Raw genomic sequence first — 23284 nt, 5'->3', positions numbered from 1 at the left:
AGGCAGAACCATCTGCCTTCCGGTTTCTCTTTCACAGGGGACGGTGATATGGCATCGCAGGAAGTCCTTCGCGAGGACACAAGTCGCGGCTCCTTTATCAACGACCCGAAAGTCCGCAGTCTCTTCTTCCAGACACTGGTCGTCGTCGTTCTGTTCGGCTCTGTCTGGTGGATCGTGCAGAACGTCATCGACAATCTGCAGCGTCTTCACATCGCCTCTGGTTTCGGCTTTCTCAGGGGCCGCGCCGGATTCGACATCTCGGACACGCCGATCGCCTACACGTCGGATTCGACCTATGGTCGCGCCATCATTGTCGGCCTGATCAACACCATCATCGTCGCCGTGGCCGGCATCGTCACCGCGACCATTATCGGTTTCGTCATCGGCATCGGCCGGCTGTCGCAGAATTGGCTGATCCGCAAGATCTGCACGGTCTATGTCGAGATCTTCCGCAACATCCCGCCGCTGCTGGTCATCTTCTTCTGGTATTCGGGCGTGCTGGCCGTGTTGCCGCCGCCGCGCGAGAGCTATAACCTGCCTTTCGGTTCCTTCCTCAACCAGCGCGGCTTCTATTTTCCGCGCGCCGTCTGGGGCGAGGGCTCCTGGCTGATATTCGTGGCGCTCATCGTGGGCATCGCCATGGCCTGGTTCGTCGCCCGCAAGGCGCGCCAGCGGCAGATGGCAACGGGGCAGCAGTTTCCCGTGTTCTGGACATCCGTGGCGCTCATCGTCGGCCTGCCGCTGCTCGCCTATGCGCTGAGCGGCTTTCCGCTGAGCTTCGATTTTCCGAAACAGTCGACCTTCAACCTGACCGGCGGCTTCCAGGTCAAGCCGGAGTTCCTGTCGCTCTATCTGGCGCTGTCCTGCTACACGGCGGCCTTCATCGCCGAGATCGTGCGGGCCGGCATCAGGGGTGTCAGCAAGGGCCAGACCGAGGCCGCCGCGGCACTTGGGCTGCGGTCGGGATCGATCCTGCGGCTGGTCGTGGTGCCGCAGGCCATGCGCATCGTCATCCCGCCGTTGACCAGCCAGTATCTCAACCTGACCAAGAACTCCTCGCTGGCCATCGCCATCGGCTATCCGGACCTGACGGCGACCGCCGGCACGGTGCTCAACCAGACAGGCCAGGCGGTCGAGGGCGTGCTGATCATGATGATCGCCTATCTCATACTCAGTCTGGTGACCTCCGCCGTGATGAACGTGGTCAATGCCAGAATGGCGTTGGTGGAAAGGTAGGGCCATGCAGGAACACGACATGTCCTGGGTGCGCACCGAAATGGTCCTGGCGGAGCCGGCGCCGATCAGCGAGCGTGGCCTGTATGCCTGGGTCCGCAAGAACCTCGTCGGTTCGGTCGGCGACACCATCCTCACCGTACTCGGCATCATCATCGTCGCCTGGGTCCTGCCGCAGGTCATCAACTGGGCCTTCATCAATGCCCAGTGGACCGGGCCGGACCGGACCGTCTGCGCGACCGTGGCGCAAGGCGGCATCCAGCCCGATGGCTGGAGCGGTGCCTGCTGGGCCTTCGTCAACGCCAAGTTCGGCCAGTTCATGTTCGGCACCTATCCGGTCGAGGAGCGCTGGCGGCCGATCCTGGTCGCCATACTGTTCGCGGCGCTGCTGGTGCCGATGCTGATCCCCAGCGTGCCGCGCAAGGGCCTGAACGCCATCCTGCTTTTCCTCGTGCTGCCGATCGTTGCTTTCTTCCTCCTGGTCGGCGGCGTGTTCGGCCTGCCGCATGTCGAGACGTCGCGGTGGGGCGGGCTGCTGATCACGCTCAGCCTGTCCTTCGTCGGCATCGCCGTGTCGCTGCCGCTGGGCACCGTGCTGGCGCTCGGCCGGCGCTCCAAGATGCCGATCGTCAAGATGCTGTGCATCATCTTCATTGAAGCTGTGCGCGGCATCCCGCTGATCACAGTGCTGTTCTTCGTCAGCGTCATGCTGCCGCTTTTCCTGCCCGCCGGCGTCACCTTCGACAAGTATCTGAGGGCATTGATCGGCGTGTCGCTGTTTGCCGCCGCCTATATGGCGGAAGTGGTGCGCGGCGGCCTGCAGGCGATCCCCAAGGGCCAATATGAGGGCGCCGATTCGCTCGGCCTCGGCTATTGGCAGAAGATGGGACTGATCGTGCTGCCGCAGGCGCTGAAGCTGGTCATTCCCGGCATCGTCAACACGTTCATCGGCATGTTCAAGGACACCAGCCTGGTCCTCATCATTTCGATGTTCGACCTGCTCGGCGTCGTCAAGCAGAACTTCTCGGACGCCAACTGGGCGACGCCGCAGACCGCGAAATCCGGTCTCGTGTTCGCCGCCTTCGTGTTTTGGCTGTTCTGCTTCGGCATGTCGCGCTATTCAATGTATACGGAACGCCGGCTCGACACCGGTTACAAACGATAAAAAGGGGATTGGTTCATGGCCACCGAAAACGCCGTCAGCGCGGAAGAGATCAAGGTCAATGCCGCGAAGATGCACATCTCGACCACCGATGTCGCCATCGACATCATCGCCATGCACAAATGGTATGGCGAGTTCCATGTGCTGAAGGACATCAACCTCAAGGTGATGCGCGGCGAGCGCATCGTCATCTGCGGCCCGTCCGGCTCCGGCAAGTCCACCATGATCCGCTGCATCAACCGGCTCGAAGAACACCAGAAGGGCAAGATCTTCGTCGACGGCAAGGAATTGACCAACGATCTCAAGAAGATCGACGAGGTGCGCCGAGAGGTCGGCATGGTGTTCCAGCACTTCAACCTGTTTCCCCACCTGACCATCCTGGAGAACTGCACGCTGGCGCCGATCTGGGTGCGCAAGACGCCGAAGAAACAGGCCGAGGAGATGGCCATGCATTTCCTCAAGCGCGTCAAGATCCCCGAGCAGGCCAACAAATATCCGGGCCAGCTCTCCGGCGGCCAGCAGCAGCGCGTGGCGATCGCTCGTTCGCTGTGCATGAACCCGCGCATCATGCTGTTCGATGAGCCGACCTCGGCACTCGACCCGGAAATGATCAAGGAAGTGCTGGAGACCATGGTTAGCCTTGCCGAGGAAGGCATGACCATGCTGTGCGTCACCCACGAGATGGGCTTTGCGCGGAAAGTCGCCAACCGGGTGATCTTCATGGATCAGGGCCAGATCGTCGAGCAGAACACGCCGGCCGAGTTCTTCGATCACCCGCGCCACGAGCGCACGAAGCTGTTCCTGTCGCAGATATTGCACTGAGCGCTGCTTCGTCGAAATGGAAGGAGCCCGGCCGCGCCACGGTCGGGCTTTTTCACATTTGGCCGATCGGATCGTTTCGATTGAAACGTGATGGAATCGCAAGAACTATGCCCGGATGAGAAAACGCCTTCGTTTCCTGGCCGTGCTGGTTGCCGCGGTGGTGCTGGTCGCGGCACTCGGCACGCTGGTGCCGCGGCCACTCTGGCCGGCTGCCGCGGCCGGCGAGGGCGCCAGGCACATTCTGGTGCTGAGCAATCCGATCCACACCGACATCGCCATTCCCGTCGATGATGGCGTGCGCCGGCGCTTTCGCTTCCTCGCCGCTGCCGGCCAGCCTTCCGACGCGCCCGAGGTGCGCTACATCGTCTTCGGCTGGGGCGGCCGCGCCTTCTACCTGGAGACGCCGACCTGGTCGCAGCTGAAGGCGATGCCCGTATTCAAGGCCCTGACGGTTGACGCTTCAGTGATGCATGTCGAGGTCGCCGGCAATATCTCCGGACCCGACGTCGCCGGTTTCGACATCCCGGAAGACCGCTTTGCGGCATTGCTCGACTTCATCGATGCGAGTTTTCAGCAAGGACCAGGCGGGCCGATCGTCATCGCAGGGGCCGCCTATTCCAATTTCGACCGCTTCTATGAGGCGAACGGCCATTTCAATGCGCTGGCCGGCTGCAACACCTGGACCGCGGCCGCCTTGCGAACCGCCGGCCTGCGCACCGGTTGGTGGAACCCGTTGCCGGTCTCGCTCGGGTGGTCGTTGAGGCTGTATAATTGGTAGGTCGCGCAGATAACGCCAACGCCTCGTTCGAGTTCTAGGCCCGCCACCCATAAAGCCAGTCCAAATCCGCGGCGAGCTTCTCCGGCGCCCGCATTTTCAGGAAAAGGTTGCGCGCCAACGCCACCGGACCCCAGGCATGCCAGGCAAGGCGGTTGAGGGCGCCGCGACGTGCCACTCTCACGACGCGCGGCCGGCGCAGGCCTTCCCAGATTTGAAGACTTCCGGCGAGATCGGCAGGGGAGGCGGCCATGACGTCGGCAAGCGTGGCGGCATCCTCGATGGCCATCGCGGCGCCCTGTGCCGCGAACGGCGTCATGGCATGCGCCGCGTCGCCGACCAGTGCGATGCGGCCCGACCTTACCCATGGCGGCTTCTGATCGACCGTATGGACCGGCCAGGCCGCCCAAGGGCCGGCCAACTCCGCAAGCCTTGCCAGCGCCGGCGCGGTGCGGCGCATGGCGCCGGCCAGGATTGCGGGATCGGCATGGCCGGACCAGCCTTCGGCGATACGCTCGCCCCTGGTGAAAGCGACGAGATTGATGGCGCTGCCCTTGCTGACGGGATAGGCGACCATGTGAAAGCCGGGATGCAGGAAGGTGGTGACGCAGTCCGGCGCACCGATCTCTGCAAAAGCTTGCCCGGCAGGACTGTCTGCGCTGACGGTTGCCCGCCAGGCCAGTTCGCCGGAGAAGTGGCTTTTCGCAAGCCTGGTTTTCCTTCCTTGGTCGGCAAGTCCGCGCATCGACGACCAGACGCCATCGGCGCCGACCAGAAGGAAACCTTCCGCCGCGACGAGCCTGCCACCCACATCGGCTGCCGCGGTGACGCCTGAACTGCTGATCGTGACGCTGCCAAGGCGCGCACCAGTAGTGAGATGAACATCGGGCATGGCAGCCACGCGCGCCATCAGCGCGTTTTGCAGGTCCGCTCGATGCGCCACGAGGTAGGGCGCACCCCAGCGCGCCTCGCCGGCTCGTCCAAAAGGTACGCGCGCCAGTTCGCCCAAGGTTGCCGCATCCTTCAGCACCACGGCTTCCGGCCTGACGGCATTGGGAAGAAGTGCGTCGAGTACGCCGAGCTCACGCAGGATGCGTGTCGCGTTGGGCGAAAGCTGGATGCCGGCGCCCGCCGCTTCTAGGCGCTGCGCCTGTTCGAAGATCCGTACGGGATAGCCCCGCTCGGCGAAAGCCAACGCCGCGGTCAGCCCGGCAATACCCGCCCCGGCGATGATGACTTGCCGGGACTGTGCGTCTGCCATTGGCCGGGCCGCTGGAAGTCAGGCGGCCTGGTCGATGTAGAGGCAGCCGGCCGGCAGCGTTTCCATCGCCGTCAGCTTCGGCGAATAGCGGTAGAGCGTCGAGCAGTAGGGGCAGACCTTCTCATTGTCGTCGCCCATATCGAGAAACACATGCGGATGGTCGAAAGGCGGGTTGGCGCCGGTGCACATGAATTCCTTGACTCCGATATCGATCGCCGGATGGCCCGCATCGTTCTGGAAATGGGGAATGGAACCGCCTGCCATCGTCGTCTCCTTTAGCGCAGTCTGCTCAGCGTTTGGATCATAACCGGCCTGTTTGCAAGTTCGATGAAATGAAACTGTCGCAAAAGCCTGTCAGAGGATAAGTTAAGCCGGTTAACCGGCTGGAGCATCGCGGCCAGGCGCAACAGCCTGGGCGCCGCCCGAAAGCGGCGAAGCAACCAGACGTGGGAAGAGCAGGAACCATGAACGAACTGAAGCCGGTCCAGAGCGAGTTCATCAATGCGGAAGCGGCAAGCCCGGAAGGCAATCCGGATCGTTTCGTCAATCGCGAGTTCTCCTGGTTGCAGTTCAACCGCCGCGTGCTCGAGGAATCGCAGAACACAAACCATCCGCTGCTGGAGAGGGTACGTTTCCTGTCGATCTCCGCGGCCAATCTCGATGAGTTCTTCATGGTGCGCGTCGCCGGCCTGGCCGGCCAGGTTCGCGAAGGCATCGTGTTGAGAAGTCCGGACGGGCGTACCCCCGAACAGCAGCTCGAACAGCTGCTGCGCGAGGTCGAACGGTTGCAGGAAGACCAGCAGAAAAGCCTTTCGGCGCTGACCGTGCTGCTCAACAAGGAAGGCATCGAGAGCATCACCCGCGACGCGCTGACCAAGGACGAGAAGGCCTGGCTGGAGGAGCACTTCCAGGACCAGGTGTTTCCTGTTCTCACGCCATTGTCGATCGACCCGGCGCATCCGTTCCCGTTTATCCCCAATCTCGGCTTCTCGATGGCGCTGCAGCTTCGCCATCGCAAGAACGGCGAGGAGATGAGCGCGCTCTTGCGCCTGCCGGTGGCGCTGAAGCGTTTCATCCGTTTGCCGGACCGCAAGCACCATGTCCGCTTCATCCCGCTGGAAGAGGCGGTCGGCCTTTACATCGGCAAGTTGTTCCCGGGTTACGAGGTCAAGGGCTCCGGCACGTTCCGCATCATTCGCGACAGCGACATCGAGGTCGAGGAGGAATCGGAAGATCTCGTGCGCCTGTTCGAGACCGCGCTAAAGCGCCGCCGCCGCGGCTCCGTCATTCGCATCGAGTTCGACATGCTCATGCCGGCCGAACTGCGCGAATTCGTCGCCGGCGAACTCGGCGTTTCGTCGAGCCGCATCAGCGTCCTGACCGGCCCGCTGGCGCTCAGCCAGATTTCGGAGATCGTCGCCGTTGCCCGCGACGACCTCAAATTCACGCCCTACAATCCGCGTTTCCCCGAGCGCATCCGCGAGCATGGCGGCGATTGCTTCGCCGCTATCCGCGAGAAGGACATCATCGTCCACCACCCCTACGAATCCTTCGACGTGGTGGTGCAGTTCCTGCGCCAGGCGATGGCCGACCCGGAAGTGGTGGCGATCAAGCAGACGCTTTACCGAACCTCCAACGACAGCCCGATCGTGCGTGCGCTGGTCGACGCCGCCGAGGCCGGCAAGTCGGTGACGGCACTGGTCGAGCTCAAGGCTCGCTTCGACGAGGAGGCCAACATCCGCTGGGCGCGCGACCTCGAGCGCGCCGGCGTCCAGGTCGTGTTCGGCTTCCTCGAGCTCAAGACCCACGCCAAGATGTCGCTGGTGGTGCGGCGCGAGGACGGCAAGCTGCGCAATTATGTGCATCTGGGCACCGGCAATTACCATCCGGTGACCGCGCGCATCTACACCGACCTGTCCTTCTTCACCACCGATGCAACGATCGCACGCGATGTCGCCCAGCTTTTCAACTTCATCACCGGCTATGCCGAGCCGACCGCCGAAATGCGGCTGGCGATCTCGCCCTTCACGCTGAGGAACCGTATCCTGCAGCACATTTCCGATGAGGTCGCCCACGCACTCGAGGGACGGCCGGCACGCATCTGGATGAAGATGAACGCCCTTGTCGATCCGATCATCATCGACGCGCTCTACGACGCCAGCCGAGCGGGCGTCGAGATCGACCTCGTCGTGCGCGGCATATGCTGCCTGCGGCCGCAGGTGCCGGGCCTGTCGGAAAACATCAGGGTCAAGTCGATCGTCGGCCGTTTCCTCGAGCACAGCCGCATCTATTGCTTCGGCAATGGCCACGGCCTGCCGTCGGACGAGGCGGTGGTCTACATCTCCTCGGCCGACCTCATGCCGCGCAATCTCGACCGTCGCGTCGAGACCATGGTGCCGATCACCAACCCAACTGTGCATGAACAGGTGCTGGGCCAGATCATGCTCGGCAACATCATGGACAATCAGCAAAGTTTCGACGTATTGGCTGATGGAACCTCCCGGCGCGTCGTGCTCGAGGAGGGCGAGGAGCCGTTCAACGCACAGGAATATTTCATGACCAATCCGAGCCTGTCGGGACGGGGTGATGCGCTGAAATCGCATGCGCCGAAGCGCATCGCGCAATTCAAGCGCCGCAAGAAGAACGCCGCCGCCTGATGCTGTCCGATTCCCAGGGCCGGCTGCAGGATCGCCGACCGCTGTCCATCATCGACATCGGCTCGAATTCGATCCGCCTTGTCGTCTATGAGGGGCTGGCGCGCTCGCCGACCATGCTGTTCAACGAAAAGATGCTGGCGGGCCTCGGCCGCGGCATCGTGTCGACGGGAAAGCTCGACCCCGAGGGCGTGACACGGTCGATGGAGGAGTTCCGCCGTTTCCGCGCGCTCTCCGACCAGGCCGGTGCCGAGCACATGTACGTGCTGGCGACCGCGGCCGCCCGCGAGGCCGTCAACGGCCCCGATTTCATCCACCGCGCCGAAGACGTGCTCAAGACCGAGATCCGCGTGATCAGCGGCCGCGAGGAAGCCTACTATTCCGCGCTCGGCGTCATCTGCGGCTTTCATCCGGCCAACGGTATCGCGGGTGACCTCGGCGGCGGCAGCCTTGAACTGGTCGACGTCAATGGCGAAGCGATCGGCGACGGCATAACGTTGCCGCTGGGCGGCCTGCGCCTCCAGGATATGGCCAAGAACTCCCTCACGCAGGCAGCGAAAATCGTGCGCGACGAGCTGGGGCGGGCGAAGCTGCTGAAAGGCGGGCAAGGCAGGCCTTTCTATGCCGTCGGCGGCACCTGGCGAAATCTCGCCCGGCTGCACATGGAGATGACCAACTATCCGCTTGGCGTCATGCACCACTACGAGATCGGCGTCGAAAGTGCCGCCAATTTCCTGCGGCAAGTGGCCAAAGGCGAGATCGAGAAGATCAAAGGCATCGAGGGCGTTTCGAAGAACCGCCGCTCGCTGCTGCCTTACGGTGCCATCGTGCTGCAGGAGATCATGGCGGCGATGCAGCCGTCGAAGATCATCGTCTCGGCGCTCGGCGTGCGCGAAGGCTTCCTCTATTCCCTGCTCGACCAGGCCGAGCAGAAGGCCGATCCGCTGATCTCGGCATCGGAGGAACTCGCCCGGCTGCGCTCGCGCTCGGTCACCCATGCGCATGAACTCGTCGACTGGACGGCCAAGACCTTTGCCGCTTTCGGCATCGACGAGACCGAGGACGAGGCGCGCTACCGCCACGCCGCGGCATTGCTGGCCGACATCGGTTGGCGCGCGCATCCCGAATATCGCGGCAAGCAATCGCTCAATATCATCGCCCACGCCTCCTTTTTCGGCGTCGACCACCCTGGCCGCGCCTATCTGGCGATGGCCAACGCCTATCGGCACGACGGCATCTTCAACGAAGCCATCGCGCCCGAGATCAAGGCGCTCGCGACACCGCGCTATCTGGAGCGGGCGCGGGTGCTGGCGGCATCGATGCGCGTCGTCTACCTGCTGACCGCCTCGATGCCCGGCGTCATGCCGAGACTGAAATGGGAGCAGCGCGGCAATGGCGTGCTGGCGCTGGTCTTGCCGGCATCTCTGGCAGATCTCTATGGCGAGCGGCCCGCCGGGCGCTTGGCGCAACTGGCGCGAATTACCGGCCGCCTCCTGGTACTGGCGGTCGAAGGCGGGCCGAGCGTTTCGGTGAAATAGGTACGGCCAACTCCATCGCGCCACTTGTTCAGCGGCTTCGCGTTTGAAGACCGGCTTCCCCCACTCCGTCTTGGCTTCGCCAAGCCACCTCTCCCCCGTCCGGAGGGAGAGGAGGGGCGCCAAGATTGGCGAACGCGAGCCCTTCCTCTACCCCGTCGATCGGGGAAGAGGTGTCGAGCGCAGCTCGACGGAGGGGGGTCGACTTGGCTCGGGCGTCGACTTGGCTCGGGCATCGAGAGTTCAACCCGGGGCATATGTCTGGTTGGTTCCGGGCCTGCCCTTGGATTTAGGCGATATCAAACCGCAGCCCGCCCGTCGACCGACCAGGCGCCGGCGCCGGCCATGGCGAGCGCCAGAAAGCCGCCCGATATCGCGATGTCCTTCATCAGCATCTGCTGGTGCAGGAAGGCAAGCGTCGCATCATCGGCGCCCTGGCCGTAATGGCCGATGAAGCCGGCAACGATGCAGAAGGCGGCCAAAAGCAGAGCCACGATCCGGGTCTGGAAGCCGATGAGTATCAGCAGGCCAGCGATCAGCTCGAACAGGCCCGTGCCCCACGCGGCGAGCCCCGGGAGCGGCAGGCCAAGGCCGGCGAAATAGCCCGATGTGCCGGCAATGTCGGCGAGCGCATGGAAGCCTGACGGTACGAACAGCGCGGCAAGCAGCAGCCGCGAAGCCAGAAGCAGTGCGTTGCGAGGCATGGTCACCTCCGTTGTCGGTTGGCCGGTTTGGGCCTTTACCCACCCGGACCGATCGATCCTACCACCGATGCCCCGGCAAATCCGGGCGCTGAATTGAGGCTTCTGGACCGACAACGAAACAGTGGCGCGGAAAATTCCGCGCCACTGCTGTCAAAGACGGGGGAGGGAAGTTCAGCCGCGCTTGGCGTCGACCGAATAGGCGCCGGCGCCTGAGGAAGCCAGCACGAGGAAGCCGCCGGTGATCGCCAGGTTCTTCATGAAGTTGATCATCTGCATCTGGTCGGCCCAGCCGGTGTGGGCGACCAGGGCCGTGGCGACGGTGAAGATCGCCAGCACCCAGGCGGCAATCCGGGTCTGGAAGCCGACGAGAATGGCCAGACCGCCGAGCAGTTCGATGAGGCCGACGACGATGGCCGTCACGGTCGGCAAGGGCAGGCCGAGGCCGCCGAAATAGGCCGCGGTGCCGGAAAGGGCGCTGAGCTTGCCGAAACCGGAAAGCAGGAAAATGACCGCGAGCAGGATGCGGCCGAGCAGGATCGTGACAGAACTGTTGGACGCGGTGCCGGTGCCGGCGAAGGAAGTGTTGGTGGACATGGTGGCTCTCCGAATGGGGTTGATCGCCCGTCAGATAGACCATGCTGACTGTTCACCAAAGCCGCCTGTCTGGCGACACATTGTTCACAGGACATACGTTTCCGTGAACCGGTGAAAAACGGAAATTCGTGCCGGTCGATGTGGTGGCGGGAGCATATTTTCCCGCCGAAAAAGTGCCTTCACCCCGGATGGGTCATATCTTCCGGCCGCACGATCCGGTCGTAGTCGGCTTCGCTGACCAGCCCGGTGGCCAGCGCTTCCTCGCGCAGCGTGGTGCCGTTCTTGTGCGCGGTCTTGGCGATCTTGGCGGCGCTGTCGTAGCCGATGGTGGGCGCAAGCGCCGTCACCAGCATCAGCGAGCGGTCGAGGGCCGCCTTGATGTTGTCTTCCCGCGCCTCGATGCCGACGACGCAATTGTCGGTGAAGGAGACCGAAGCGTCGGCGAGCAACTGCACCGACTGCAGGAAGTTGTAGGCCATCAGCGGGTTATAGACGTTGAGCTCGAAATGGCCCTGGCTGCCGGCGAAGGTGAGGGCTGCATTGTTACCGAACACCTGCACGCAGACCTGGGTCATCGCTTCGCACTGCGTCGGGTTGACCTTGCCCGGCATGATCGAGGAACCCGGCTCGTTTTCCGGCAACGACAGCTCGCCAAGTCCCGAGCGGGGCCCTGAACCGAGGAAGCGGATGTCGTTGGCGATCTTGAACAGCGCGGCGGCAGCGGCGTTGATGGCACCGTGCGAGAATACCATGGAATCATGGGCGGCGAGCGCCTCGAACTTGTTCGGCGCTGTGACGAAGGCGATGCCGGTGATGGCGGCGATGCGGTCGGCCACCCGCTCGGCGAAGCCGACGGGCGCGTTGAGGCCGGTGCCGACGGCGGTGCCGCCCTGCGCCAGTTCCTGCAGGCCGGGCAACGTCAGCTCGATGCGCTTGATCGACGAAGCGACCTGCGCGGCGTAGCCCGAGAATTCCTGGCCCAGCGTAAGCGGGGTGGCGTCTTGCGTGTGGGTGCGGCCGATCTTGATGATATGGTTGAACTCTCTGCTCTTGGCGGCGAGCGCCTTGTGCAGGTGCTTCAGCGCCGGCAACAGGTCATGCACGATGCGTTCGGCGCAGGCGATGTGCATGGCGGTCGGGTAGGTGTCGTTCGACGACTGGCTCATATTCACGTGGTCGTTAGGGTGCACCGGCTTCTTGGAGCCCATGACGCCGCCCAGCATCTCGATCGCCCGGTTGGAGATCACCTCGTTGGCGTTCATGTTGGACTGCGTACCCGAGCCGGTCTGCCAGACCACCAGCGGGAAATGGTCGTTGAGCTTGCCGTCGATGACTTCTTGAGAGGCTTCGACGATCGCCTTGCCGATCGCCGGATCGAGCCGCTTCAGCTCCATATTGGCTTCCGCCGCCGCCCGCTTGACGATGCCGAGCGCGCGCACGACGGAGGCCGGCTGCTTTTCCCAACCGATCTTGAAATTGCCGAGCGAACGCTGCGCCTGCGCGCCCCAATAGCGGTCGGCGGCGACCTCGATGGCACCGAACGTATCGGTTTCGGTTCTGGTCTTGGCAGCGCTCACGGCAAGTCTCCGGTCTGTCGATTTGGGCAACGGCGTATCGCGTTGCACAAAACGCATCAAGCGGAGATTGCGGGCGGTGAAGATGCAAATCGGTTGAAGACAGAGCCAATCTCTCCGCTCGTGGGGAGATGCCCGGCAGGGCGGCGGGGGCGCGAAGGAACGCTATCTGTCGTCATTCAACTGCGTTCAGGTTAGAACAAGCGCGGAAGTGCAATCGAATGAGAGATCGGCGGGACAGCGCCCCCCTCTGGCCTGCCGGCCATCTCCCCCACGAGGGGGGAGATCGGCTGTCCACTCACTCCGCCGTATACCCGCCGTCCACCGCAAAGACGCCGCCCCGCCTCTGATCAGACGCCGTCTCCGGGCGGACTGGAGATCAGCAACAAAGCCGCGAGCGCGATGTCGCCGACAGGCGCACGGTTTCGGTTGGTCTGGCCAGGTCATGTCGGACGGCGTGCGAGAAGGCCTGCCATGCAGGTGAGGCGGCAAGCGCGGTTTCATGCTGGGCCTGCGCTTCTTCGCCATCAAAACCCATCACACTGATGAAAACATTCTCACTCGCTCGCACCGGCAGGCGTGGAAAGCTGTTTTCCGCATGCTCCGTGACGAAAGCGGCGAGCAGCCGCGCACCGGGTGACGCCGTCATCGGCGCCAGCTTGGCCTCGAAGCGGCTGGCGAACGCGGCCTCTGCGCCCGGCCGCAAATGATAAATCCGAATCACGACCATCCCTGACAGCGGCGTGCTTCTGCCTGGCTTTTCGTCGGCAGCCAAGCCCGCGCGCAATGCGCCGGAGAGATCGAAGCCAGCCCCGGTCCACGCAGGTTTGAGCAGCAGCACATCGTCGGAATCGATCATCGTGGCGTTGGCGGCATTGCGGTGCGCTGCCCATTCCGGACCGTCATAGAAGGCGCTCAGGGCACGTTTGCGCGCCTCCATGTCCTCGAAACCGCGCAGCCAGACGAACATGTCGGGGCGATCGAGATCCCGGAATTGGCCGATGATGGTCATCCCGGCCTCTTCCTGGCCTTCGATCAGCTTGCCGTCAAAGAGGTCGATAAGGGTATCGCGTTTGCCGGGTTTCAGCGTGTACTGCCGCAGTTCGACGACCGGGGAGGCGAGCGCTGCTGTCTCCGATGTGGCACTCAGGGGCAGGCTCATAAGCTCGTCTCCGAAAACAGGGTGATCATCCTGTTTTATAAAACAGACCGGTTGTCCTGTTTTGTCAATCTGCTAGCTTCTTTTTCTTCCCTCCTGGAGGGGCACGGTGGAGATTCCCGATGACAGGGCATGCCCAGAAGCGCACCAATGATCCCGAAGGCATGCGCAACAGAGTGCTCGATGCCGCGCAGGAGTCCTTTCAGGTACGCGGCTATCACGCGTCCAGTCTCGGCGATCTGATGGCGGCGGCGGGTGTCAGCGGCGGCGCGTTGCATCATCATTTCCCGACCAAGAAAGCGTTGGCGCTGGCGGTGATCGAAGAGCGTGTGGCCGCGGCGGTCGAAGAGACATGGATGGCGCCTTTGCGGGCGGCCGCTTCGGCGCGCGAAGGCGTGGGTGCAGCCTTCGAAGCCGTGGCGGCGGAACTTGAGCAACAAGGCTTCGTGCGCGGCTGTCCCCTCAACAACCTTGCACATGAACTGTCGCTCGTCGATGCCGAATTGCGCGCCGCCCTTGCCGGCATTTTTGCCGGCTGGCGCCAGGCGATCGCCGACAAGGTCCGGGCTGATCAGCAGGCGGGCAGGGAGCAGGACACCGACCCGCAGCGTTTCGCCGCCCTGGCCGTCGCGGCCTATTCCGGCGCGATGTCGATGGCCAAGACGGCGCAGGATGCCGGCATGTTGCGCGATTGCCTGGCGGGGCTGGAGCAGAATGTCGCCCAAGCTTCGCCCATGGCCGCAACGAGGCGGCGTCGCAGGATATTGCTGCCACCGGGAAACCTTTGATGCCGAGGACGGGAACGATCCCTACAACTCAGTTCCGTTCTGGGGGAGGGCAGCAGCCGTGGACCGGGCGCTGAACTTTACTGCTGACCGGTGTCCGTGCTGAACTTCAACCCATGATGAAGCGCTTCTCACCCAAATCGGTATCACGACGCCGTTTTCTGGCGCGGGCCGCCGGTCTTGCCACGGCCCTTGCGCTTCCACGCCCGGCGCTCGGCCAGACCGGGCAGCGCATTCAGCCTGTCGACGCCACCTTCCTGTTCATCGCCGATGTCCATGCCTGCCGCATGGCCAGCGGCTTGAGTCCCAATTGCCAGCAGGAAGGCAAGACCGACGCTGCCTTGCTGCGCAATGTGGCGGCTCTGAACGGCATTGGCGACAAGACATGGCCCGTCGAGATCGGCGGCGTCCCGACGGGCCTACGCTCCGCCGGCAGCCGAATCGGCACGCCGCTCGGCCTCGTCATCGGCGGCGACATGACCGACGATGGCGGTGGTCAGATCACCCAGCCGAGTGAAGGCACGCAATTGCTGCAATTCAGCCAGCGTTACCAGCAAGGCATGGGGCCTGACCGCGTGCATGTTCCAGTCTATGTCGGGCTCGGCAATCATGACCTCGACCAAAACGGCCCGCGGCATCACGTTGACTGGTACCGGCGCGAAATGCGCGACTATGTCGAAGTCAATCACCGTGCCGGCGTGTTCTTCAAGCCACCGGTTCCAGCCACCGACTACGATGTCGAGACCGACTGCTATGCGTGGGACTGGGGCGGGCTGCATCTCGTCCAGACCCACCGTTTCGCTGGCGACACCGGCCATGGCGCGGACAGCAGCCTGCCCTGGCTGAAGCAGGATTTGGCGACCTATGCGGCGGACGGCCGCCCGGTCATCCTGTTTCAGCATTATGGCTGGGATAATTTTTCGACTGAGCGATGGGATCCCGCCAAAAAGGCGTTCGACGACGACGGCAAGGGGCCGCCGCATTGGTGGAGCGATGCGGACCGTCAGGCACTGCTTGCGGCCCTGAAAGGCTACAACGTGATTGCCATCTTCCATGGCCATCAGCACGAGGTGCCGATGATCTATCAGCGCGACGGCCTTGATCTCTTCAAGCCAAAGGCGGCCTATATGGGCGGGTTCGCACTGGCGCGGGTCACCAATGATGGCATGGATGTCGTGCTGGGCGAAGCCAGCGACGATCACGGCGGGGTCACATTCACCAACGCCTTCAGCAAACCGTTCCAGACATGAAAGCCCGCAGCGGCCTTTTCGTCCCGGACGCTGACTGACGTCGACCTGGCAGTGCGCTCGGGCCTCGGCCTCCGCTACGAGATGCCGCCGATGATGACCGCCGCGATGTAGGGGCCGAAAGAAAACGCCCCTCGCACCTTTTATCGTGCGGGGGGCGTCTTTGCCGTTCGCTTTTCCTTCGATTGCTCTCGTGAATTGCTGACGACAACCATGAAACGTGCTTCGACCGAAATGGCTCCCGGCGTCCAGATTTTTTTAGGGCCGCTTTGTTCAGTGCCCGATTGGCGTGAACCGTCGCGGCGGGTGAGCCAAGAATTGACATGGCCGTTTAAATAGCTTACAAGACCTTTGTCGATATTTGTTGACTGACTTTTGTTATCCGCGCTTTGCAGCGCGCCTTTGACGAACTTCCCACATCAAAAATCGAGACAAACGACGTTGTGCATCCGCATGACGGCGAACGAGTATTTGCCATGGAAAGGGTTCGTCATGAGCACCGGCACAGTTAAATGGTTCAACGCCACCAAAGGTTTTGGTTTTATTCAGCCTGACGACGGCTCTGCCGACGTTTTCGTCCACATCTCGGCCGTAGAGCGCGCCGGCATGCGTGACATCGTCGAGGGCCAGAAGCTCGGTTACGAGATGGTCCGCGACAACAAGTCCGGCAAGATGTCGGCCGACCAGTTGAAGGCGGCCTGAAAAAGGATTCAGCCTTCCCGGTGACCACGGATGTACTGGCACTGGTGAATGGCGAATTCGGGCGCATGGCGGCGGAAACCTGAGTTTTCGCACGCTGCGTGCCGGAGCGTCCTGTGCATCCACTGGATGCGCGACGCTCTCATGGAAGGTCAGGCGGTGCCTGGCCTTTTTCACTTTGTGGGTCTCGCCGTCGAAAATGCGCTGCGCGTCGGCCTGAACGTGCTAAGGGACGCTCCAGCAAATTGAATCCGCCGCCCCAATGCTTTTGTGCGTGGGTCCTGACTGAAGACCGGTCTTGCCCTATCGGCACGAGACTCCTGACAGGAGAAAGATTTTGACCGCCAATTCGAAAACAGCTGCTGATCAGGCAGTGCCCTTGTTCAGCAAGACGCAAACCCAGTCGATGTCGCTCAACCGCATCATTTCCGAACGCGATGCCCTCACCGAGGCGCGTGAAGCCAAGACCGCGCGTTTGCGCGAACTGCGCCTGGAAAAAGAGGCAGATGAAATGGCTGCGGCGGCCGCACAGGCGGCGTTGCCGAAACGGGCCGGAAGACGCTGATGGCGACGAAGCGTGTGCCGGCGACACCCATCGCCGCTGATGCGACCATCGCCGACATGGTCGAAACATTGGACAAGCCAGTCGAATATGTCCGGCGTGTGCTGGAAAAACTCGAACGCTGCAAGCGCGTCCATGGCGATGCACAGGTGCGCGTCGGCGTGCGGGGCCGCGCCGAGTGCCCGAACTATTTGATCGAATATGTCCGCCAAGACGCCAAGACCCGCGAGCCGGTGACCCATCAGGACGCCGCCTACAGCGGCAGCACGCATCGCGAACTGGCGCCGCATCACATCGCGGAGGCGAGGAACTGGTCGCCTGAGGAAATGAACATAACGGCGGTTTCGGCCCTGATCGGCCGTTTGCGCAGTCCGCGCGCACCATCGCGCTTCGCCGACGAGGACTGAGATGGCCATAAAATTCTCCGCCAAGGACCAACCGCCGGCGCCCGCCGCCGCTGCAAAGCCGGTCAAGCCGGGTGCCGCGCCGAAGGCGGATGCCGCTGCCGAGGCCGCGACCGATCTATTCAAGTCGCCGACCGAGGCGCCGTCGCGCAAGGCAGGCAAGAAGAAATAGCGCCTTGCCGCAAGACGCCGACCGCAATCTGCTGTGCAGGGACCGTTCTCGTTGGTGACCGTGGCAAGCCTTTCATCGCCCCAACGAGGCACCGTCCCGGCATTTGATTGCCAGAGCTGCGGCGCCTGTTGCTCCTACTCGGCCGAGTGGCCGCGCTTTTCCACCGAGGACGACGCGCACCTCGACCGTATCCCGGACAAGTATGTCGCGACCGATCTGTCGGGTATGCGTTGCGAGGGCCCGCGCTGTTCGGCCCTCTGTGGCGAAGTGGGCAAGGCAACCGCTTGCGGCATCTACGAGCTGCGCCCGGATGTCTGCCGCGCCTGCATGCCCGGCGACGAGGATTGCCTGATGGCGCGTCGGGCGCACGGGCTGCCTGTCCTCTGATCTGACGGCGCCGCGGCTTGTGCACGGGGATTTCGCTGCTACGCTGCCCGCCGGGCAGCACAGCGGAGGACCAAATCGTGAGCATCGAATTCTTGTTGACGTCGCTGATCGTGGTGGCTTCGCCCGGCACCGGCGTCCTCTACACGCTGAGCGCCGGGCTTTCCCGCGGCGCCCGCGCCTCAATCGTCGCCGCTTTCGGCTGCACGCTCGGCATCATCCCGCATATGGCTGCCGCCATCACCGGCCTCGCCGCGCTCCTGCACACCAGCGCGGTCGCCTTCGAGACGCTGAAATATCTGGGCGTCGCCTACCTCCTTTACATGGCCTGGAACACGCTGAAGGAGAGGGGTGGTCTGAACGTCGAGGACAATGTCGCGCCGCGCTCCACCGGCAAGGTGATTGCGAGAGGCATCCTCGTCAATGTGCTCAACCCGAAGCTGTCGATCTTCTTCTTTGCCTTCCTGCCGCAGTTCGTCAGCACGACCGAGCCGCACGCGCTGTCGAAGATGCTGGAACTGAGCAGCGTCTTCATGCTTTTGACCTTCGTCATCTTCGTCGGCTATGGCATCTTCGCCGCCTCGATCCGCAGCCATGTCGCGTCGCGGCCGAGGGTGCTGACCTGGATGCGCCGCACGTTCGCCGGCGCTTTCGTCATGCTCGGCGCCAAGCTTGCGCTGGCGGACAGGTAGAATTCGTTCGCCTCGCCTTGGCACGAAATCGATGCCGAACAATGAGAAGGCGAGCCTTGGCCCGCCTTCTTTTGTTCTTCAACTCCGGACTAGCCGGCAATCATTTGTTCGCGCCGCCGAGCGCCTTCAATTTTTCGCAGAACGGGGCATACGGCTTGCTCATCGCCGCATCCTGACATTCCTTCATCATCATGGCTTGGTCGTCCTTGGACATTTTTGCCCAGGCGGCTTTCATCTCGGCGTCGGATTTCATCGTCTTCATGCTCGCATCGGTGAAGAACGGTTCCATCATCTTGGGCGAGTCGAGCGCTCCGGCAAGTGCCGTGCCGCTGAGAACGGTCAACGCGAGTGCTCCAAAGCAGGCGGTTCTGATGTTCATGACATTAGTCCTCCCTATGGTCTTTCTCGATCGTCGAATGGCGGTCGGACTCTATTCCTAGCACAAACCGATGTGTATTAGGAGTAACTCATATGGTGAAGCCGGCCTATCCCTTGACGTAGCCCATCGCCTCGACGATCCGCCCGCCCTCGACGCGCATCAGATTGACGCCGCGCAGCGAATTGCCGTCCGCCATCCAGTAGCGCCAGCGGATCGTCGCCCGCTCGCCGGCGACGAAGGTCTCCTCGATGTCGAAGCGCGTGCCGGGCTGGGTCGCGATCGCCGTCCATAGCCCGACGCAGGCCGCCTTGCCGGCATGGCGCGCACCGTCCGGTGCCGGCACGGTGTTTTCAATCACGCAGTCCTCGCCCACCAACTCGGCAAGCGCCGACGGATCGTGCAACTGGAACACATCGTTGAAGCGCCGCATGATCTCGGCTGTCCGCCGCGACTCTGGATGACCGTCCATGATGCTGCTCATCTCGTACTTCTCCTGATTCATTGTTGCGCGGCGGTACCCACGAGGGTCGCCTTGAGGTTGATCTGGGCCACGCCGGCCAGCGCGCGCGAAACGAGACAGCTCGCCTTGGCGGACTGGGCAAGGCGCTCGAACTGGTCTTCGGCGAGCCCCGTGACCTCCACCGCCGTTTCAAGGTCGATGCGGGTGATGGTCGGCCCGGCCTCGGTCGCTCCGAGGTGCACCCTGGCGATGGTGCGGATGTCCCGGGGAACATGACCTCCCTGGCCAAGGATGAAGGTCAGCGCCATCGAGAAACAGCCGGCATGCGCGGCCGCGATCAGTTCTTCCGGGTTGGTGCCGGGGCCGTTCTCGAAACGCGACGGAAAGGAATAGGCGCCTTCGAACACACCGCTGCCGAGCCGCAGCCGGCCTGAACCTTCCCTCAGCGTGCCTTGCCACTCGGCCGAAGCTTCACGAATTGTCATTGCTGTTCTCCCTTCTGGTTCGATCGATATGAAAGATCAGGCTCCGTCGATGACGACCTTCCCGAAGACGTCGCCCTGCTGGAAATAGCGGTAGGCGTCGCGGGCCTCGGCGAAGGGGAAGACCTTGTCGATGACCGGTCTCAACCGGTGCGCCGAGACGGCGTTGAGCATCGTTTCGAGGTTTGCGCGGCTGCCGACGAACAGACGGCCGATTGTGACGAGGCTGCGCTGATAGACGGCGCCGGGGATCTGCACCGTTGCGCCCTTCGCATCCTGAATGGTGAGCAGCACGATGCGCCCATAAAGCGCGCTGGCGATCAGCGACTGCGCGAAGGTCGGCGGGCCGCCGGTTTCGACGGTAAGGTCGATACCGCCGGTTTCGCCACGCACCATCGCCCCCCATTCCGGCATGTCGGTCGAGGAGACGACGAGGTCGGCCCCCATCGCCCGCAGCTTGCCGACCTTCTCGGCGCGAGAGGTGACGGCGACGACGCGGCAGCCGAGCAGCTTGGCGAACTGCAACGCGAACAGCGAGACGCCGCCCGAGCCTATGACTAGAACCCATTGGCCGGGCTTGGGAATCTCCGCCCCGGTCAGTGCGTTCCAGGCTGTCAGGCCGGCGCAGCTCAGCGTTGCCGCCTCGCGCCAGTCGAGATGCTCGGGAACTCGCACCGCCCATTGCTCGTCAAGCACGGCGTACTCGCCGAGCATGCCATCCAGCGTGCAGCCGAGCTGGTCGATCAGTCCGGCATTGATGCGGCCATCGATCCAGCGGGCGAAATAGCTGCCGGTGACACGGTCGCCGACGGCAAAGCGTGTGACATCATCGCCGATGGCGACGACCTCGCCGGCGCCGTCGCTGAGCGGAACGATCCCGCGGCGCGGTGTCAGGGGGTAGGTGCCATTGAGGATCATCGTATCGCGTCGGTTGAGCGAGGTGGCGCGCACCCGCACCACGATCTCCTGGGGACTTGGCTCCGGTCGCACCTCTTCCCGCATCACCAGACATTCGGTTCCGCCCAAACCCTCAAGACGATAGCTGCGCATTTCGGCTCTCGATTATATAGACTGATCTACATATTATGTAGACCAGTTGTCATATTTCTGGCAAGGCTTATAAGGATCTCTCCTGACAGAGGTTGACATGGCGAACGATACGAGAGCCCGCATACTCGAAACGACCGGATTGCTGCTCAGGCGGCGCGGCTATCACGGCACTTCGCTCAATGACATACTGAGCGCCAGCGGCGCCCCGCGCGGCTCGCTCTATTTCCACTTTCCCGGTGGCAAGGATCAGCTGGTCGTCGAAGTGACGCGCGCCAGCGTGGCCGAGGTGACTGAGAGGCTTGGCGCCGAGCTGGCGGCGGAAAGCGATCCGGCGGTTGCCGTTCACCACATTTACCAGTCGGTCGCTCGCATGCTGGAGGACAACGAATTCTCGCTCGGCTGCCCGATCGCGCCGGTCGTGCTCGATGCGCCGAACGACGTGCCGGACTTGGAGGAAATCTGCCGCTCCGCTTTCGAGCAGTGGATCGGCCTGCTGCGCCAGGCGTTTGTCAGGGCAGGGGTGGTCGAGCGCCGCGCACGGGCGCTGGCGCTGTTGGTCGAGTCCTCGCTGGAAGGCCTGATGGTGATTGCCCGCGCCACCCGCGATCGCTCATCGATCAACGTCGTGGCCGATGAGGTGGCTACCCTGATCGAGCAGGCAGTCCTCGCCGGCAAGGCGACGCGGCAAGCGGAGAGCACTGCTGTCTGACGCTGGTTCCAACCGACCACGCTGAAGCAAAGCCTGAATGTGCAAAGAAAAGGGCGGCATCGCTGCCGCCCTTTCCGCATGCATAAAGCAGATGGCTGGATTAGAAGTCCATGCCGCCCATACCGCCCATGCCGCCGCCGCCCATGCCGCCAGGCATGCCGCCGCCAGCCGACTCCTTCTTCGGAGCCTCCGCGATCATGGCTTCGGTGGTGACCAGCAGGCCGGCGACCGAGGCCGCGTCCTGGAGAGCCGTACGCACGACCTTGACCGGATCGACGATACCCATGGCGATCATGTCGCCATATTCGCCGGTCTGGGCGTTGTAGCCGAAGGTCGCGCCCTTGTTCTCGAGGATCTTGCCAGCAACGATCGATGCTTCCGCACCGGCGTTGGCAGCGATCTGACGGGCCGGGGCCTGCAGTGCGCGGCGAACGATGTTGATGCCGGCGGCCTGGTCGGAGTTGACGCCGGTGGCCTTGAGGTTGCCCGAAGCGCGCAGCAGGGCCACGCCACCGCCGGCAACGATGCCTTCTTCTACGGCCGCGCGGGTCGCGTTGAGGGCGTCATCGACGCGGTCCTTCTTTTCCTTCACTTCCACTTCGGTCGCACCGCCGACGCGGATAACGGCAACACCGCCGGCGAGCTTGGCCAGACGCTCCTGCAGCTTCTCCTTGTCGTAGTCCGAGGTGGTCTCCTCGATCTGCTGCTTGATCTGGGCAACGCGGCCCTGGATCTCGGCCTTCTTGCCGGCGCCGTCGACGATGGTGGTGTTCTCCTTCGAGATCGACACCTTCTTGGCGCGGCCGAGCATGTTGAGGCCGACATTCTCGAGCTTGATGCCGAGGTCTTCGGAGATGACCTGGCCACCGGTGAGGATGGCGATGTCTTCCAGCATGGCCTTGCGGCGATCACCGAAGCCCGGAGCCTTGACGGCGGCGATCTTCAGGCCACCGCGCAGCTTGTTGACGACCAGCGTGGCCAAGGCCTCGCCTTCGACGTCTTCCGAGATGATGAGCAGCGGCTTGGAGGTCTGCACGACCGCTTCCAGGACCGGCAGCATGGCCTGCAGGTTGGAGAGCTTCTTCTCGTGGAGCAGGATGTAGGCGTCCTCGAGATCGGCAACCATCTTATCGGGGTTGGTGACGAAGTAGGGCGAGAGATAGCCGCGGTCGAACTGCATGCCTTCGACGACTTCCAGCTCGGTCTCGGCGGTCTTGGCTTCCTCGACGGTGATGACGCCTTCGTTGCCGACCTTCTGCATCGCTTCCGCGATCATCTTGCCGACCGACTCGTCGCCATTGGCCGAGATGGTGCCGACCTGGGCGACTTCCTCGGAGGTCTTGATCTTCTTGGCGGCCTTGCCGAGAGCTGCGACCACTTCGGTCACGGCCAGGTCGATGCCGCGCTTCAGGTCCATCGGGTTCATGCCGGCGGCAACCGCCTTGTGGCCTTCCTGGACGATCGATTGCGCCAGAACGGTCGCGGTCGTGGTGCCGTCGCCGGCGATGTCGTTGGTCTTCGAAGCGACTTCGCGGACCATCTGCGCGCCCATGTTCTCGAACTTGTCCTCAAGTTCGATTTCCTTGGCGACGGTGACGCCGTCCTTGGTGATGCGCGGTGCGCCGAACGACTTGTCGATGACGACGTTGCGGCCCTTGGGGCCGAGCGTGACCTTCACCGCGTCGGCGAGGATGTTGACGCCGCGCAGCATGCGCTCACGGGCGTCGCGGGAGAATTTTACGTCTTTGGCAGCCATGTTCAACTCCTGGCAGGGGCTCGGATCGAG

At 63.3% G+C, this 23284-nt stretch carries 26 protein-coding genes; 15 read left to right on the top strand and 11 right to left on the bottom strand.

Annotated elements, in window-relative coordinates; translation table 11 throughout:
• The first annotated feature begins 48 nt into the window (after positions 1-48).
• From FJ949_RS06625 to FJ949_RS06610, 4 genes are all read left to right on the top strand, one after another.
• Positions 49-1236, top strand: coding sequence for an amino acid ABC transporter permease (locus FJ949_RS06625; protein ID WP_140494318.1), 1188 nt, complete (start codon positions 49-51; stop codon positions 1234-1236).
• 4 nt (positions 1237-1240) lie between these two features.
• The gene (locus FJ949_RS06620) at positions 1241-2398 is read left to right on the top strand and encodes an amino acid ABC transporter permease (RefSeq protein WP_140494317.1); all 1158 of its coding nucleotides are present in this window, start codon (positions 1241-1243) and stop codon (positions 2396-2398) included.
• 15 nt (positions 2399-2413) lie between these two features.
• A complete protein-coding gene (locus FJ949_RS06615) occupies positions 2414-3217 on the top strand; it encodes an amino acid ABC transporter ATP-binding protein (protein ID WP_140494315.1) in 804 nt (267 codons plus the stop codon).
• Between the two features lie 115 nt (positions 3218-3332).
• On the top strand, positions 3333-3995 hold the full coding sequence (locus tag FJ949_RS06610) for a TIGR02117 family protein (protein WP_140494313.1): 663 nt from the start codon (positions 3333-3335) through the stop codon (positions 3993-3995).
• A 34-nt stretch (positions 3996-4029) separates the two neighbouring features.
• Here FJ949_RS06610 and FJ949_RS06605 read toward each other — a convergent pair whose 3' ends face one another.
• On the bottom strand, positions 4030-5253 hold the full coding sequence (locus FJ949_RS06605) for an FAD-dependent monooxygenase (protein WP_140494312.1): 1224 nt from the start codon (positions 5251-5253) through the stop codon (positions 4030-4032).
• Between the two features lie 18 nt (positions 5254-5271).
• Complete coding sequence (locus FJ949_RS06600) at positions 5272-5517, bottom strand: zinc-finger domain-containing protein (protein WP_140494310.1); 246 nt, start codon at positions 5515-5517, stop codon at positions 5272-5274.
• 200 nt (positions 5518-5717) lie between these two features.
• On the opposite strand from FJ949_RS06600, the gene FJ949_RS06595 reads away from it, so the two are divergent.
• Together FJ949_RS06595 and ppx are read left to right on the top strand one after the other, a co-directional pair.
• Entirely contained in the window at positions 5718-7910 is a 2193-nt protein-coding gene (locus FJ949_RS06595; protein ID WP_140494308.1) for an RNA degradosome polyphosphate kinase, read from the top strand.
• Positions 7910-9445 (top strand): exopolyphosphatase, encoded by a 1536-nt coding sequence (ppx, locus tag FJ949_RS06590; protein WP_140494306.1) that lies wholly within the window; start codon positions 7910-7912, stop codon positions 9443-9445. The genes FJ949_RS06595 and ppx overlap by 1 nt, the downstream gene beginning before the upstream one ends.
• Positions 9446-9741: 296 nt before the next feature.
• Here ppx and FJ949_RS06585 read toward each other — a convergent pair whose 3' ends face one another.
• The 4 genes from FJ949_RS06585 to FJ949_RS06570 form a co-directional block, all read right to left on the bottom strand.
• The gene (locus FJ949_RS06585) at positions 9742-10146 is read right to left on the bottom strand and encodes a DoxX family protein (protein ID WP_140494304.1); all 405 of its coding nucleotides are present in this window, start codon (positions 10144-10146) and stop codon (positions 9742-9744) included.
• Between the two features lie 171 nt (positions 10147-10317).
• Positions 10318-10740, bottom strand: a complete 423-nt coding sequence (locus tag FJ949_RS06580; RefSeq protein ID WP_140494302.1) for a DoxX family protein — start codon at positions 10738-10740, stop codon at positions 10318-10320.
• 179 nt (positions 10741-10919) lie between these two features.
• Positions 10920-12317 carry a class II fumarate hydratase gene (fumC, locus tag FJ949_RS06575; RefSeq protein ID WP_140494300.1) on the bottom strand — a complete coding sequence of 466 codons (1398 nt, stop codon included), beginning with the start codon at positions 12315-12317 and terminating at the stop codon, positions 10920-10922.
• A 376-nt stretch (positions 12318-12693) separates the two neighbouring features.
• A complete protein-coding gene (locus FJ949_RS06570) occupies positions 12694-13476 on the bottom strand; it encodes an NIPSNAP family protein (RefSeq protein ID WP_140494298.1) in 783 nt (260 codons plus the stop codon).
• A gap of 119 nt (positions 13477-13595) precedes the next feature.
• On the opposite strand from FJ949_RS06570, the gene FJ949_RS06565 reads away from it, so the two are divergent.
• The 8 genes from FJ949_RS06565 to FJ949_RS06535 all read left to right on the top strand — a co-directional run bounded on the left by FJ949_RS06565 (position 13596) and on the right by FJ949_RS06535 (position 18418).
• A complete protein-coding gene (locus tag FJ949_RS06565; RefSeq protein ID WP_140494296.1) occupies positions 13596-14261 on the top strand; it encodes a TetR/AcrR family transcriptional regulator in 666 nt (221 codons plus the stop codon).
• Between the two features lie 113 nt (positions 14262-14374).
• Entirely contained in the window at positions 14375-15508 is a 1134-nt protein-coding gene (locus FJ949_RS06560) for a metallophosphoesterase (protein ID WP_140494294.1), read from the top strand.
• 489 nt (positions 15509-15997) lie between these two features.
• Positions 15998-16207 (top strand): cold-shock protein, encoded by a 210-nt coding sequence (locus FJ949_RS06555; protein ID WP_010915421.1) that lies wholly within the window; start codon positions 15998-16000, stop codon positions 16205-16207.
• A 334-nt stretch (positions 16208-16541) separates the two neighbouring features.
• Positions 16542-16769, top strand: coding sequence for a hypothetical protein (locus tag FJ949_RS06550; RefSeq protein WP_140494292.1), 228 nt, complete (start codon positions 16542-16544; stop codon positions 16767-16769).
• Positions 16769-17173: a hypothetical protein gene (locus FJ949_RS06545; RefSeq protein ID WP_140494290.1), complete on the top strand. Its 405-nt coding sequence runs from the start codon at positions 16769-16771 to the stop codon at positions 17171-17173. Before FJ949_RS06550 ends, FJ949_RS06545 begins: the two co-directional genes overlap by 1 nt.
• A 1-nt stretch (position 17174) precedes the next feature.
• Positions 17175-17342 (top strand): hypothetical protein, encoded by a 168-nt coding sequence (locus tag FJ949_RS30245; RefSeq protein WP_181172054.1) that lies wholly within the window; start codon positions 17175-17177, stop codon positions 17340-17342.
• 51 nt (positions 17343-17393) lie between these two features.
• On the top strand, positions 17394-17729 hold the full coding sequence (locus FJ949_RS06540; protein ID WP_140494288.1) for a YkgJ family cysteine cluster protein: 336 nt from the start codon (positions 17394-17396) through the stop codon (positions 17727-17729).
• Between the two features lie 77 nt (positions 17730-17806).
• Positions 17807-18418: a LysE family translocator gene (locus tag FJ949_RS06535; RefSeq protein ID WP_140494286.1), complete on the top strand. Its 612-nt coding sequence runs from the start codon at positions 17807-17809 to the stop codon at positions 18416-18418.
• Positions 18419-18518: 100 nt separating this feature from the next.
• On the opposite strand, the gene FJ949_RS06530 is transcribed toward FJ949_RS06535, so the two are convergent.
• The 4 genes from FJ949_RS06530 to FJ949_RS06515 form a co-directional block, all read right to left on the bottom strand.
• Positions 18519-18797: a hypothetical protein gene (locus tag FJ949_RS06530; RefSeq protein WP_140494284.1), complete on the bottom strand. Its 279-nt coding sequence runs from the start codon at positions 18795-18797 to the stop codon at positions 18519-18521.
• Positions 18798-18903: 106 nt separating this feature from the next.
• Positions 18904-19278, bottom strand: a complete 375-nt coding sequence (locus FJ949_RS06525; RefSeq protein ID WP_140494282.1) for a nuclear transport factor 2 family protein — start codon at positions 19276-19278, stop codon at positions 18904-18906.
• Positions 19279-19295: 17 nt separating this feature from the next.
• Positions 19296-19742, bottom strand: a complete 447-nt coding sequence (locus tag FJ949_RS06520) for an OsmC family protein (protein WP_140494280.1) — start codon at positions 19740-19742, stop codon at positions 19296-19298.
• Between the two features lie 36 nt (positions 19743-19778).
• Positions 19779-20789, bottom strand: a complete 1011-nt coding sequence (locus FJ949_RS06515; RefSeq protein WP_140494278.1) for an NAD(P)-dependent alcohol dehydrogenase — start codon at positions 20787-20789, stop codon at positions 19779-19781.
• A gap of 97 nt (positions 20790-20886) precedes the next feature.
• Between FJ949_RS06515 and FJ949_RS06510 the strand changes: the two genes are divergently transcribed.
• On the top strand, positions 20887-21498 hold the full coding sequence (locus FJ949_RS06510) for a TetR/AcrR family transcriptional regulator (RefSeq protein WP_140494276.1): 612 nt from the start codon (positions 20887-20889) through the stop codon (positions 21496-21498).
• 100 nt (positions 21499-21598) lie between these two features.
• Here the strand turns inward: FJ949_RS06510 and groL are convergent, their stop codons facing one another.
• On the bottom strand, positions 21599-23254 hold the full coding sequence (gene groL / locus FJ949_RS06505) for a chaperonin GroEL (RefSeq protein WP_140494274.1): 1656 nt from the start codon (positions 23252-23254) through the stop codon (positions 21599-21601).
• Positions 23255-23284: the final 30 nt, after the last annotated feature.

This window comes from Mesorhizobium sp. B2-4-1, assembly GCF_006442185.1.
In the GTDB taxonomy this organism is placed as follows: Bacteria; Pseudomonadota; Alphaproteobacteria; order Rhizobiales; family Rhizobiaceae; genus Mesorhizobium.
This window is presented reverse-complemented; position numbering and strand designations above follow the sequence as displayed.